Origin of the sequence: Caballeronia grimmiae, assembly GCF_000698555.1 — a bacterium.
In the GTDB taxonomy this organism is placed as follows: Bacteria; Pseudomonadota; Gammaproteobacteria; order Burkholderiales; family Burkholderiaceae; genus Caballeronia; species Caballeronia grimmiae.
The window spans coordinates 48,179-59,564 of the sequence record NZ_JFHE01000024.1 but is presented as its reverse complement, the minus strand read 5'-3'; the positions used below and the strand labels follow the sequence as shown (position 1 = coordinate 59,564).

The 11,386-nt window shown below is 60.2% G+C and carries 13 protein-coding genes; 4 read left to right on the top strand and 9 right to left on the bottom strand.

Annotation, left to right across the window (positions count from 1 at the left end; translation table 11 throughout):
• Nucleotides 1-107: 107 nt before the first annotated feature.
• The 4 genes from BG57_RS21215 to BG57_RS21200 all read right to left on the bottom strand — a co-directional run bounded on the left by BG57_RS21215 (nucleotide 108) and on the right by BG57_RS21200 (nucleotide 3,839).
• On the bottom strand, nucleotides 108-1,502 hold the full coding sequence (locus tag BG57_RS21215) for a metallophosphoesterase family protein (RefSeq protein WP_035967795.1): 1,395 nt from the start codon (nucleotides 1,500-1,502) through the stop codon (nucleotides 108-110).
• Nucleotides 1,503-1,571: 69 nt separating this feature from the next.
• The gene (locus BG57_RS21210; RefSeq protein WP_035967793.1) at nucleotides 1,572-2,066 is read right to left on the bottom strand and encodes an NADAR family protein; all 495 of its coding nucleotides are present in this window, start codon (nucleotides 2,064-2,066) and stop codon (nucleotides 1,572-1,574) included.
• 181 nt (nucleotides 2,067-2,247) lie between these two features.
• Entirely contained in the window at nucleotides 2,248-3,576 is a 1,329-nt protein-coding gene (locus BG57_RS21205) for a recombination directionality factor (protein WP_035967792.1), read from the bottom strand.
• Nucleotides 3,573-3,839, bottom strand: a complete 267-nt coding sequence (locus BG57_RS21200) for a DUF7696 family protein (protein ID WP_035967840.1) — start codon at nucleotides 3,837-3,839, stop codon at nucleotides 3,573-3,575. Before BG57_RS21200 ends, BG57_RS21205 begins: the two co-directional genes overlap by 4 nt.
• 677 nt (nucleotides 3,840-4,516) lie before the next feature.
• On the opposite strand from BG57_RS21200, the gene BG57_RS21195 reads away from it, so the two are divergent.
• The 4 genes from BG57_RS21195 to BG57_RS21180 all read left to right on the top strand — a co-directional run bounded on the left by BG57_RS21195 (nucleotide 4,517) and on the right by BG57_RS21180 (nucleotide 6,751).
• The gene (locus tag BG57_RS21195; RefSeq protein ID WP_035967839.1) at nucleotides 4,517-5,116 is read left to right on the top strand and encodes a hypothetical protein; all 600 of its coding nucleotides are present in this window, start codon (nucleotides 4,517-4,519) and stop codon (nucleotides 5,114-5,116) included.
• An 86-nt stretch (nucleotides 5,117-5,202) separates the two neighbouring features.
• Nucleotides 5,203-6,018, top strand: coding sequence for a hypothetical protein (locus BG57_RS21190; protein ID WP_152562660.1), 816 nt, complete (start codon nucleotides 5,203-5,205; stop codon nucleotides 6,016-6,018).
• A 12-nt stretch (nucleotides 6,019-6,030) separates the two neighbouring features.
• The gene (locus BG57_RS21185) at nucleotides 6,031-6,483 is read left to right on the top strand and encodes a bactofilin family protein (RefSeq protein ID WP_035967790.1); all 453 of its coding nucleotides are present in this window, start codon (nucleotides 6,031-6,033) and stop codon (nucleotides 6,481-6,483) included.
• Between the two features lie 58 nt (nucleotides 6,484-6,541).
• On the top strand, nucleotides 6,542-6,751 hold the full coding sequence (locus BG57_RS21180) for a hypothetical protein (RefSeq protein ID WP_035967789.1): 210 nt from the start codon (nucleotides 6,542-6,544) through the stop codon (nucleotides 6,749-6,751).
• Nucleotides 6,752-7,184: 433 nt separating this feature from the next.
• Here BG57_RS21180 and BG57_RS21175 read toward each other — a convergent pair whose 3' ends face one another.
• The 5 genes from BG57_RS21175 to BG57_RS21155 form a co-directional block, all read right to left on the bottom strand.
• Nucleotides 7,185-8,909, bottom strand: coding sequence for an ATP-dependent helicase (locus BG57_RS21175; protein ID WP_035967788.1), 1,725 nt, complete (start codon nucleotides 8,907-8,909; stop codon nucleotides 7,185-7,187).
• A gap of 10 nt (nucleotides 8,910-8,919) precedes the next feature.
• Complete coding sequence (locus tag BG57_RS21170; protein ID WP_035967787.1) at nucleotides 8,920-9,756, bottom strand: hypothetical protein; 837 nt, start codon at nucleotides 9,754-9,756, stop codon at nucleotides 8,920-8,922.
• A gap of 286 nt (nucleotides 9,757-10,042) precedes the next feature.
• Nucleotides 10,043-10,657 carry an IncC plasmid conjugative DNA transfer DtrJ family protein gene (locus BG57_RS21165; RefSeq protein ID WP_035967785.1) on the bottom strand — a complete coding sequence of 205 codons (615 nt, stop codon included), beginning with the start codon at nucleotides 10,655-10,657 and terminating at the stop codon, nucleotides 10,043-10,045.
• Entirely contained in the window at nucleotides 10,650-10,904 is a 255-nt protein-coding gene (locus BG57_RS21160; protein ID WP_229754104.1) for a hypothetical protein, read from the bottom strand. Before BG57_RS21160 ends, BG57_RS21165 begins: the two co-directional genes overlap by 8 nt.
• A complete protein-coding gene (locus BG57_RS21155) occupies nucleotides 10,861-11,379 on the bottom strand; it encodes a hypothetical protein (protein WP_035967784.1) in 519 nt (172 codons plus the stop codon). Before BG57_RS21155 ends, BG57_RS21160 begins: the two co-directional genes overlap by 44 nt.
• Nucleotides 11,380-11,386 lie beyond the last annotated feature (7 nt).

The window sequence follows — 11,386 nt, the reverse complement described above, 5'->3', positions numbered from 1 at the left end:
CTGTTTCGATAGCGACGATGAAAGTCGGCTATCGGAACACGGCTTGCGTGTTCAGGCGAAGGAGCCATACTGGCCTCCTCTGCATGCGCGGCTACTTCATTTGCTAATTAAGCCGCGAACAAATCATCGTTGAGCCACGAAAGCTGACTTGCCGAAGCCGACTCGACAATTTCCACCGTCGCATCGGGCATGGGCAGTGCATCGTCGCCAACATCGCTATCCGGAGCGACGTGGGCCGTCACCGGCGCAGGCTCGGATATGCTCGACAATGCGTCAGCGTCGCTCAGTCGCGCCAGCACGCCAGCGGCGATTGCCTCCGCGTCCCCGGTTTCCAACAACTGCAGCCGGTCAAGCAAGGGCGCCGGATCAACATCAGCGTGCTCGCACCAACGCTCGAGCTTTCGGTCAATCGACGTCTCGAGGCTGATGCCTTGGGCGCGTGACCGGACGACGGGAAGAATGCGAGCTTCGACCTTCAGCTCGGCCGCGCTGCTAAACAGCGCGGCGATCGCGTCGCGGTCCACTGACTGTTTGTGCTCTTCGTCAACCTGCCAACGAACTCGCACAAACTTGTCGGTCGCGTCGAGCGCGATTGCCGTCAGGCGTTGCATGTCGGGCGGTCCGTCAAAGTCGACGCAGATCGTCTGCCGGGACGGCGTCACGACCAGATCAGCCTGCGCGCTTCCCACCTCGACATTCCACATGAGAAAGCCCTTGTCGCCTTCCTCACCGTAGTGGAATCGCCCGATGGAGCCGGGATAGGCCACAACTCGCCCCGCTCGCTCCCACTGCTGCGTTTTGTGGATATGCCCAAGCATGAAGGCATCGCATTCGGCCTCGAACAGACTCCCGAGCGAAAACTCATGATCGAACCCCGCCATCGTGACGCCGTGCTCGGTCGTGCAACCGTTGACCGTCCCGTGCGACACCCCGACCGTGCGTATTCCCGCCGCTCTGAGCTTCTGGTTAATGCGGCCAGCGGCGACCAGGTAGTTGCCGAGCACAGCTTCGAGGCCCGTTCCGGCTTCCTTGGCACCGACCGCGGCCGCCAGTTGCCCCTTGTTGACCGTGGGCAAGCAGGTGAACACGACGTCAGCGCCAATCGCGAGAACCTCGCGAAGCTCTTCGTCCGAGAACACCGGACCGTCCGAGGGGTAGAACCGCCCCTCGTGAAGGCTCACCTGCTGAACGCGCTCCGCCACGTAAATCTGATGCGTTGTTGCCATCAGTTCGAAGTTGCGTAGCGTGCCCGGCGGTTCATGGGAGAACGTGCCCTGCAGCATGAGAACGGGCATGCTGCCGCTCAGACCATTGATCCGCCGCGCAAGGCGGTTTAAAGAAGGTGCATGTGCGTCAAGACGATGGTCCGTCGCGTCGCCCGAGATCACCGCAACATCGGCGTGTGCGAGAACCGCGTGCTCGGTGGCAAAGCCAAAGCACCGGTCCGACTCTTCGATGTTGCCCGGCGCGTAGTGCAGGTCAGAAAAATGTGCGATCTTCAAATCGCCTCCTATAAATGAAAAAGGCCACCCGAAGGTAGCCAGTATTTGCCGATGCGCCGCTCGGGCGCGCTAAGAATGGGATTGCGATGACAGCGTGTCGCGGACTTTCATCAGCGCCTTGCCCAGTAGGTTCTGGCCGCGCCACTTCGATTTGTCCGTGATGTCGGGATGATGCTCTCCGAGACCCACGCCCCATATCGTGTCGTAAGGACTTGCTTCGACTAGCTCGGTCGGCGCCGTCGCAAGCAACAGCGCTCGCAGACCCGGATGCTGCGCGAACTTCTCGCGGCATCCGACGTACACGATCGACTCGCGCTTCGCCTTCCACGTGTCGAGGTCGAAGCCTTTGACCTTGCGGCCGAGGGCTTTCTGTTCCTTAGGCAGATGCGTGGCGAGCACAGCCTGAGCGATGTCCTCGTCGCCGAACAGCTTGGCTTTCGAAAACATCATGAACTGCTCTACCGACCGAAAATCGACGTCATGGTAGGTAAAGCGGCACGGGTGCCAGTTACTAAAAGCGTCCTCCGCGCCGAAGAACAGCGTGAAGTTGCCGACTCTACGCATTGGAAGCTCCCTCGCGTGAACAAGTAGATGGGCCGCCGAAGCGGACGAAGTCGATGCGCGGGTACAGCGCGGTCGAAAACATTTGAGCAAGCGGTTCTTGCTGAAATGCTCTCATGCGCGAGCGAGAAAGGCTGTGTGACACGGAGAAAGGATGCCAGCCCCCGAAGGGGACTGGCCAAGGTTAGACGTAGGCAGCTTGTGCAATCGCGTCTTGAATTTCGACATCGAGCGAGGCGGGATCATCGAGCGCGTTCTTGAGACGCGCATTCATCGCATCGACATCAGCGATGCGTTCGATCCAACCGCGACCGTAGGTCTGGTGCGCGTACTTGCGAAAGCCGTTCTGTCGCTCCGGCTGACTAAGGCCCAGACGATGCAGCAGGTCGGACATGCGGTGACGCTTTTCTTCCAGCGTCTCATTGGGGTCGAGCGAGTCGTCGTCATGACCAGTTGCGCCGTCGATTCCCGATGGCCCTCCATCGCCTGCCCGTTCGGCCCCAGGTTGCTCCTGCTCAGGCTGAAGGATCGGATCGCCAATCGACTGCACCGTTCCGTCCGACTCCAGCAGCGCCACTGCACGACTGGCAGCATCGAGCGCCGGTTGAACCTCCTCCGCGCCATCCAGCAGGGCGCCTAGGTCGATGTCGGCATCGAGCACCGTCAACATCTGCTTCTGACGTACGGCCTGGCCGTTGTCGTCAATCCGCGTGATGTCGAACTCTTTCTTCGAGAGCCAGAAGCGCGTGCCGGTGAGCCTGCCGCGCGCCAATGCCACGGTCTGCATCGCCGAATACGCTTTCTGCAGCACGTAGATGGAATTGGTCGGCAGTTCGATCAGGCCCAGCCCCTTCACGTCGGGCACAGCAAACAGGAAGTTCGCCGTCAGATTGCACTTGCGGTCCTGATACTGCGGACAGACGTGCGGATCGCAGACGCCATCTGGAATGTCGTCGTCCTGTCGATGAACCACAAGCCGTCCGCCGAACGAGCGGCGCGCGCGCTGCGCACGTGCGTCGCGAGCAACCGGCGCGTAAGTCTTGCAGTAGCGCTTGCCGTCGCGGTCGTACTCCGAGAAGTACTGACGCCCGGTTGTCGTGTACGCGGCCATCTGATTCGGCACATTGCGCAGCCAGTCGTCGAACGCAAACATGATCGGGAAGCGGTATAGACGCAATCCGTGACCGCGATCTTCGCCATACAGCCGGAGGATCTCGTCGGCCGTGTCCGGATTCGAGAAATCCGAGCGTCTGCAGACGAAGTAGTCGACGTTGCGCGGAATGAGCGCGTTGCGCAGCTTCAGCGAGGTTTCGAGCACCTTGCCGATGGCTTCGAACGACTCGCCCGCAGCCACCATGTCGTTGTACAGCTTGACGGCTTTTTCGTTGGACTGGTGCGCCCGCGTGAGCACTTTGATACCCGGTCGAATCTTTCCGATCGTGGGCGGGCGGATAGCTCGTTCTTCAACGAGACTGCGCGGCGCGTGATCGAACATCTGAACGACTGCATTCATGATGGTTTCCTTGCAAGAATGAAGATGGCGTTGGTCCGCAGTGATTCGGCCTGAGATTGCATCTCTCGGGCTGCCGCACTGCCGCGACGTTCGCTGATATGGGAAATGAAGACAGAGCGCTCTGCGTCGCTGAACATCGCGACCCGAGCTACTTCGCACCGCTCACGCCAAACGGGGGACGAAGTGTCCGCCTGCTCGCGCTCGGTATTGATTTGATGCGTGATGGCCTCGGCGATACGCTGATTGAGGCGGTCGGGCAACAGCATGGAACAGCACCTCCGTTGAGAAAGGTCCGGCCGCAAGAAGCGACAGACGAAAAAAAAGCCCGCTCCGGTGAGGGAGCGAGCTTCGTGAAATCGATATTAAGACCTACGCGCCACGTCCCTTCCGGGGACGTGGCGTGCAGGGAGCGGCCGGCATAAGCCGGTGGCGCTCAGTCAGAGAACGTAAAGTCGTTCTCGCGCAGCATGGTCACGCCGCGCAACAGCCCTTTCGGAATTACTTCCGCCGCAGGAATCACGGATCAGCCAACTTCGATCGTTCTACCCAGATCAGGCTCTGGAGAGAGAACACCCGAAAACCCGGGTTCGAACGATGTACCGGCGCAAATGAATGCAGCACAGGGTACGAGTATCACGGCTGAAATTGGGGAGTGTGTAGCGAGCACACTCAGCACAAGGAAGATTTCCACACCGGTAGCTATCCGGTCGGCGCATGCCAACGCACGAGGCGGGCACGACTTGCAGAGAAAAGATGGACTCCGGGCTTGGAGTCGAGGTCGATGCGTCGGTGACGCGGGGAATGGAGTTGAGTATCCGGGTTAATGACGTAAGCGTGCGCTCGAAAGCTCACGAAATTCATATAGCTTTCGCCCGTTCGACTCTTGCCTAATCAATGAAAATTATATGTGAGAGAGAACACAGACATCCCGAAAAATCCCATGGCCGTTACTGACCTAGAAGCGCCTGACGAAGACCCTAAGCAAACCCCTGCACTCGGCAACGAGAGCGGTGCGCAGACCGGTCTTCGTCCGCTGAACCGACTGACGAACGATAGTCGTCTCGCTCGCATCAACGGCGACACGCTGGCGAAAACGGAACTGCCGTACTACTCATTGTTCGCGCGTGAATTCCTGCGCGCCGACTTCAACTTCGCCGCCGCAAAGATGACCGTTGCGCGCGGAGGGAAGCTCATCGCGATCGAGTCGGAGTTTCGAACTGCCGAGGCGTTCATGAAGAAGGCGCTCGCATGGGCAGGTAAGTTTCCAGGTCGACGTGCACCGACTCCGCCCGAGATGGTCACGCTTGAAATTAAGCACGCCATGTCGGGTCGTCTCGTGCGACTCCTCTCGATGTATGACCAGCTTTTCCTCAAGACGATGGAAGCGCTGATGGCGAGAACCATGACGGCTCAAGTGCGCCAATCCGCACTGGAGGCTGCCGAGGCACGCATCAATCAAATCCCTTTCTTGTGCATGCCGGACAACGACCGCTTTGCGCCAGAAGGTGTGCTGCTTCCAGACTCGGATCGTACTCACTGACATCCGATATGAACGGCCCTGCGCTTCGCGCTTTTCACGCGTTGGGCCTGGACTTGCTCGACCTAACAACGACGGGAGGACCCCGCATGGACTTACGCGAAATTCAACGACTGCATGCGCAGTTCGCACCTGACTCGATGACCATCGATCTGCCGCGGCAAATCGCTTCGCTCCCGGCGCCGGCCGACCTGACGGCAGACGCCAAGACACCCACGCTCAGACTGCGGCTTCCGAAGGCGGCGCCTGTCGCTCGCCGGAGCGTTGTAGCAGTTGCTATCGCCGCTGTGGTGGCTATGGCGGGTATGGGAGCCGCGTCGTTGTACAAGTCGGTGGGCGCGCCCTCCGCGCACGACGTAAAGAAGACCGCGGCGCTGCCGAAATCCAACGGAAGCGAACTACCAGCAACGGAAGCAGTCGCAGCGGCGACGCGCCCGATCGACGCGGAGCCACCTCATCCGGTAGCGGTCACTCCAATGCTGACAGGAAGAGACGTTGCTGCGGCTTCTGCAATCGGTCTGACGGCTGACCAGTTCAAGAATTCGCTGGGTACAACGAGCGGCCCAGCAGCGAGCACGGCCGCCAGCAAGGCCGTCGCTCCTGTCTCGACCGATGTACAACACGCGGCTGCCTCGCCTATTCATCAAGCGCGTCGCGAGGCAGAGGTGGCTACTCAGGCTCCCGCTCAACCCACGGCTTCAGTGACGCCCGCGCAAGCTGCGGCGCAGCCTGCCGCCGACGAACAAGCGTCGCAACAACACGCGGCACCGGCCCGTACGCACAGCTACCGTCATCGCTCGCATTCAAGGGATGAGCAGGTAAGCGATGGCGACACGGGGTCGGCTGCAACCAAGAAGTCAGCGCCTGCGAGCCGCGGCGGGTCGAACGAAGTGCAAATGTTTTAAGGAATCGACACCATGAAAACCGAACTCAATATCACGCTTATTGCGCGCGGCTGCGCGATCTCCGGCGACATGGTCGTAGATCACGGCATTTCGTTCTTCGGCCTGCTCGACGGCGGCATCATCTCGACGCAGGGTCTGCTGCACATCGGCGAAGGCGGACTCGTAAAGGGCTCCGCGCAGGGCGAGCACGTTCGCATTGACGGGCGCGTCGACGGCGATGTGCACGCGCGGGGCTCGCTGGAAATCAACGGCCAAGTCTCGGGCGACATCTTCTACTCCGGCACGATCCGCCTTGGTCCGCGTGCGTCCTTGAACGGCACGCTCAAGCGCGTTGCCAGAATGCTGACGATCGAGGCAGATTCGACGCCGGACGAAGGGCCTATCGCCGGTCCGCGCCTGGATGACGTGAAAGGCCACGAACGCGCGGAATCAAATGTGACAGAGCTCTCCCGCGCAATGGCCTGAGTCTTTATAAGCCCCATGACGTGCCGATAACGGGTCAAAGTCTCTAAGAACCCCGACCATGAAACCGATTGACCCGATCTTCGATTTCCTCACCGTGACGTGGGACGCGGCAGCGCAAGAAGCCGCGTTCGAAGGCCATTGCTTTTGCATGCTCGACACCGGGCGGCTTGTGAACGGTCAGGGGATGACGCCCGGCACGCCACACTGGAACCGCCCGGCGTACAAGTCCGTTGTGACCTACAAACTCGCTATGCGTCAGAAACCGTAGGGTTGACTGAATCCTCATCCCCCACGCTCGACCGATACCGATTGCTGCCCGCTTCTAAGCGGGCTTTTTTTTGCTACGAGGGTATTAACGTCACCGGTTCTGGTGACGATGAGGCGCGCCGCTTCGCCTTCAACTGCACGCTGCAAGCATCTTCGAAGGCGCCGTTTGATGGCGTGCACGATCGTGTCAGAAGAGTGGTGAGGGACGCTCTCCGGAGAGCGTCCCACTGAGTGGGGGCATTTCGTTAGTGGCTTGAATCTAAAACGAAAAAGCCTTGTTACAAAACTTGCCGAATAGTCACACCCCCCTTATTCGGCAAACTTTCCATATTATGAAAACCTATCGATACTCACTTTGCGCACGTCTCCTCCAAACAACACGTGGTTTGAGTACCCGAAATTCGCCCCTCTAGCGCAGTTCTGCTGACGTGGAATTATCCCGCGATAGCGCCCTGGTTAAGCTGCGCCTCGGTTACAAATCGGGACTCGAAGTTTTTCGACGTCCCCGAGACCATTAACGATTCGCGAGCACGGGTCATGGCGACATAGAACAGCCGCCGCTCTTCTGGCTCGGTCGATTTCGGGTCTGGGACGATCGTCTCCTCGCTGCGGGCAATCCAGACGTTATCCCATTCGAGGCCTTTGGAGCTGTGCATTGTCGTGAGAATGAGCGCGCCCGGCGTCGGCTCATTGTTGTCTTGGCGCAGAAACAGCAGGCGCTCAGCGAAACTGCCGGACAGGCGCGACAAGACGTCGTTCGTCGCCTGAATTGCGCGGATTGCGGAATCCTTCTTCGCGTACTTCAACATCCATTCGGCGACGCCCGAGAGCGTCAGCGAATAGAACTTGCGATCGCACAGGCTTTGCCATTCAGCGAGCCGCTTCATGAACTCACGGTAGTTCGTCGCCACGTCCTCGGGCAGCCCGAGCGCAACCAACTCCGCCCGCCCCTTTTGCGTCAGTTCCGCACCCATGTCCGCGTGGAGGGCACGTAGCTGTTGGGCGGTAAGCCCAAGGTGCGCCAAGACCGCATCGAGGCCGGTGTCTTTAATTCGCTCCACGATTTCAAGCAGATTGCACATCAGCGCGCCCTCCGGGCGGCTCAGGACGGACGCGCCCGATGCCCGGTAGTACTTGATGCCGTGCGAGCGGCAGACTGCCTCAAGGGGGTCTAGTATGCGGTTTGTACGGGCCAGGATCGCACACGACTGCCCTTTCGCGAGCAACGGCCCTAGCACCTCGACCGCCGCGGTTGCCTCCTCGTATTCGTCTGGATGGCGGGACGTTTGCACAATACCGCCGGAGCCCTTTTCGGCACGCAGCACTTTTGCGATGCGGTCGGCGTTATTCCGAATCACCCGGTCCGCTGCGCCCAGAATCTCCGCGCGGCACCGGTAGTTGCTGCCCAAGACAACGGGCTTTGCGGCGAACGACTGGATAAACGACTCCATGCCTCGGTACCCAAGCGCCTCGCGGAACGCGTAGATGCTCTGGTCGTCGTCGCCCACGACCGTCACGACCGAACCGGCCTTCGCATGAAGCTCGATCCACCGGTACTGCAGCGGGTCGGTATCCTGAAACTCGTCAACGAGCAGATAGGTGAACGCGTATGGGGCAATCGTGCCTTGCTCCATCCCCTCCACAGCGAGGCGCAGCATGTCCTGAAAATCGATCTTGCCGTTACGCGCAAGCGCGTCCTGATAGGCGTGGTAAAGCTCGCCGTCGGCAGTATCCGGATCGCACCGCCCAAAATTGGTTTTGATCTTCTCGATCGTTGGAATGACGTCTTCTGCCTTTCCGTCGCGCCCGAGTTCCTGCATCACGCGGATGAGGAGACCAAGCCGGTCGCCGTCGGACGCAATATCGAGCGCCCGCGCGCCGGGGCGTTTGAGTTGCTTGAATGCGAGGGAATGGAAGGTACCGGCGATCAGGCGCTTCTTCACCGACTCGCCGGCGGCAGCGAGGATGCGCTCGCGTAATTCCAGCGCGGCGTCCTTCGAGAACGTGACGGCGCCGACCGTCGCGGCGCTGTCTTGTAGCAGCAGGGCTGCTTTCGTGGCGATGGTTTTCGTCTTGCCCGCGCCCGGACAGGCAATCGCCACGCAATGCTGGCGCAACTGGGCGACTTCCCGTTGCTGGGGATTGAGTTCGTCCAGCATCGCGCCCTCCTTAGTTGCCGCGGACCGTCGTCATCAGCTTCAGGTGCGTCATGTACCCGCGAATGCCAAGCGGGTTAAAGCGCTTGAGGAAGTTGACGGCTTCATCGTCCACGTCCGACTGATCGCGGATGCCGTTCCAGACCATAAAGTCGAAGTGATCCATCGCGCGGTCGAACTTCATGATGACACCCAGCACACGCATCGAAAAGCGCGAATACGCCTCGACCTCGATGTCCATCGCGGGCATCGGGATCGTCGGCTCAAACACAAATTCCTTATTCGCCCGAAGCTCCGCTTCCTTTTGCTGGCGAAAGCCTTCGGCCACGCGCAGTTGCTCGTCAACGTAGCTCTCAATGCCCGCGAGCAGCTTTTCGAGCGCGCTGTTGACGACTTCCTTGTCGTTTTCGCCGAACGTCGAGCGGCCGAAACGCTGCATGTTGATGCTCATGCGGTTGATGTACGGCCACCATTGTTCGAACAGCGGTTTCAGGCGGGTGTGGTTCAGACGCACGCGTGCGGTCACGACGGCAGCGCCCGAAAGCTGGCGGTCCAGCAATTGACGGCCGATATCGCGGCGGCGCTTGATGATGGCAATACGCTCAGCGGCCGGCAGGTCGCGGAAGAGCTTGCGGGTCTTCGCGACTTCCGCCCGCTTCATGTCGGCGTCGTCGGTGGAGATAACGCCTTCCTTCTGGAGACGATCCGCGTCCGCCTCCATCTGCGTCAGTTCGCGCTCTAGCTCGCCGTCGTCCGCGCCGTCGGTCGTAAGCGGCGCCTCGACCGTACCTTGTTCAAGTGCGCTCAGCGCGACTTTTTCTTCACTGCCAGGTTCGACAACCGTGCTCATTCGCCATTTCTCCTGTCTGGACCGCATCGGTCCCGTTTCATCGTTGGGGATCAGGCAAGCAAAGCGCGTTGCCCATCCTCAACATTGTTGCGGCGCTGGCAACGCGGAAAAGCTCGAAACGGTGGCTATTTCCAGCGCCTTTCGCCGAAATATCGGTGCGCCTCTGGGCAGGAGGTCGCGAGAACGGCGGCGAAAAAAACAAAGGCAACGCTATCCGCATAGCGTTGCCCGAGCGACTAAAGCAAATTTTGATGTGCTGCTAATGCGTCTCGCGATGTCTTTTTTCTTATCTCGATGACTGGAAGGACTCGGCAGCTTTCCACAGGAGACCTCCGAGGAGCGCAGCGACGGCGACCCAGTAGCCAACCAAGACAGGCAACGGAACCACCAGCACCGCGAACATCGTTCCAGTGACAAGCAGCAGTCCATGGCCTGCCAGATGGAAAGACAAGGGACTTACGAAGCCAGCAGCCGACGCTTTTATCTTTCTGCGCGCCGCACCGTCTATGAACATGCCGATCGCGAAAAGAAGGGTTCCAATGATCCACATCTTCATAACCATCGCGCGGAAAAGCATGCGGTACACCAGTAACCAGAAGTTCTCCGTCCACGTATGCGCGAACGACGAGAACCCGCCGTCGTCCAAGCCGCCTACCTTTCCGGAGGCATTCAGCGTGCGGTGCAGCAGCCCGCTGTCGACAAAAGCACGGCGGAACTCGTCGTTGGCACTGCGCATCGCGCGGTCGACCCGGTCCTGCCCGACTGACTCAACGAGAGAATGGGTTTCCGCTTCCGGCACTTCGAATAGCTTGCGCTCCGGGATCGCCGGCATGACAGCGATGGCTATCACTGGCACGAGCAGAAACCACACCTTGATGTGCGAACCAAAACGACTAGCCATGCAGCACCTTGGCCAGCATGAGGGCGGGAACCGCGACGAGCGCCATAAGTCCGCCCCAAAACAGCGCAGGGCGAAACTCGGCAATCGTCGCCAACGCGTAGCAGCGGGCACCCGCGCCGTACGTGAATTCCTCGGGCACGGCTGCGTTCACATCGCCGTCGAACGCGGCGGCAGTGTCGCGCGCCCGCTGAGCCGTACGCGGCTCAACTCCCGACAGCTTCGCTATGATCGTAACGGTGAGCGACATCGTATTCCTCGAAGTAACGGCGGAAAGCTTCTCCTTGAAGCACGCGTGCGGCAAGTTGGAACGCGGCGGTGCGCTCAGTGATCTCGTCCGGGCAACGCTCATCGACCATCTCGAACTGGTACTCGAGATGACGCGCCTCGAACGCGGTGATTGACTCGACCATCGGGCACCACACGGAGACTTTGTCACCGAAGCGCGCGACAAGACGCCGGGCGTACAGCGCTTTCGACGGCTCGAACAGACCTTGCATGAACGCGATATGCTGGTCGCCCGTGCGCTTCGCGCGCCGGAAGCCATCGAGCGCCGACTCGATCATCTCCGCAGCCAGCGGCCCTTTGTCTCCCCTAAACCGCTCCCCGATGAAGTCGGCCACACGCGAGCACGCGAGCTCCAGCTCCGGTGCGACGTTGAAGACCGCAACCAGCCTGTGCGAGAGCTTGTGATCGCGAATGATGTTTTTATATGCAGCGGACATAACTGTG

Coding starts and splice junctions, on each gene's coding strand:
- BG57_RS21210 (WP_035967793.1), bottom strand. CDS start 2,066: ATGCGTAGAGTCGGCAACTTCACGCTGTTCTTCGGCGCGGAGGACGCT.
- BG57_RS21205 (WP_035967792.1), bottom strand. CDS start 3,576: ATGAATGCAGTCGTTCAGATGTTCGATCACGCGCCGCGCAGTCTCGTT.
- BG57_RS21195 (WP_035967839.1), top strand. CDS start 4,517: ATGGCCGTTACTGACCTAGAAGCGCCTGACGAAGACCCTAAGCAAACC.
- BG57_RS21190 (WP_152562660.1), top strand. CDS start 5,203: ATGGACTTACGCGAAATTCAACGACTGCATGCGCAGTTCGCACCTGAC.
- BG57_RS21185 (WP_035967790.1), top strand. CDS start 6,031: ATGAAAACCGAACTCAATATCACGCTTATTGCGCGCGGCTGCGCGATC.
- BG57_RS21180 (WP_035967789.1), top strand. CDS start 6,542: ATGAAACCGATTGACCCGATCTTCGATTTCCTCACCGTGACGTGGGAC.
- BG57_RS21175 (WP_035967788.1), bottom strand. CDS start 8,909: ATGCTGGACGAACTCAATCCCCAGCAACGGGAAGTCGCCCAGTTGCGC.
- BG57_RS21170 (WP_035967787.1), bottom strand. CDS start 9,756: ATGAGCACGGTTGTCGAACCTGGCAGTGAAGAAAAAGTCGCGCTGAGC.
- BG57_RS21165 (WP_035967785.1), bottom strand. CDS start 10,657: ATGGCTAGTCGTTTTGGTTCGCACATCAAGGTGTGGTTTCTGCTCGTG.
- BG57_RS21160 (WP_229754104.1), bottom strand. CDS start 10,904: ATGTCGCTCACCGTTACGATCATAGCGAAGCTGTCGGGAGTTGAGCCG.
- BG57_RS21155 (WP_035967784.1), bottom strand. CDS start 11,379: ATGTCCGCTGCATATAAAAACATCATTCGCGATCACAAGCTCTCGCAC.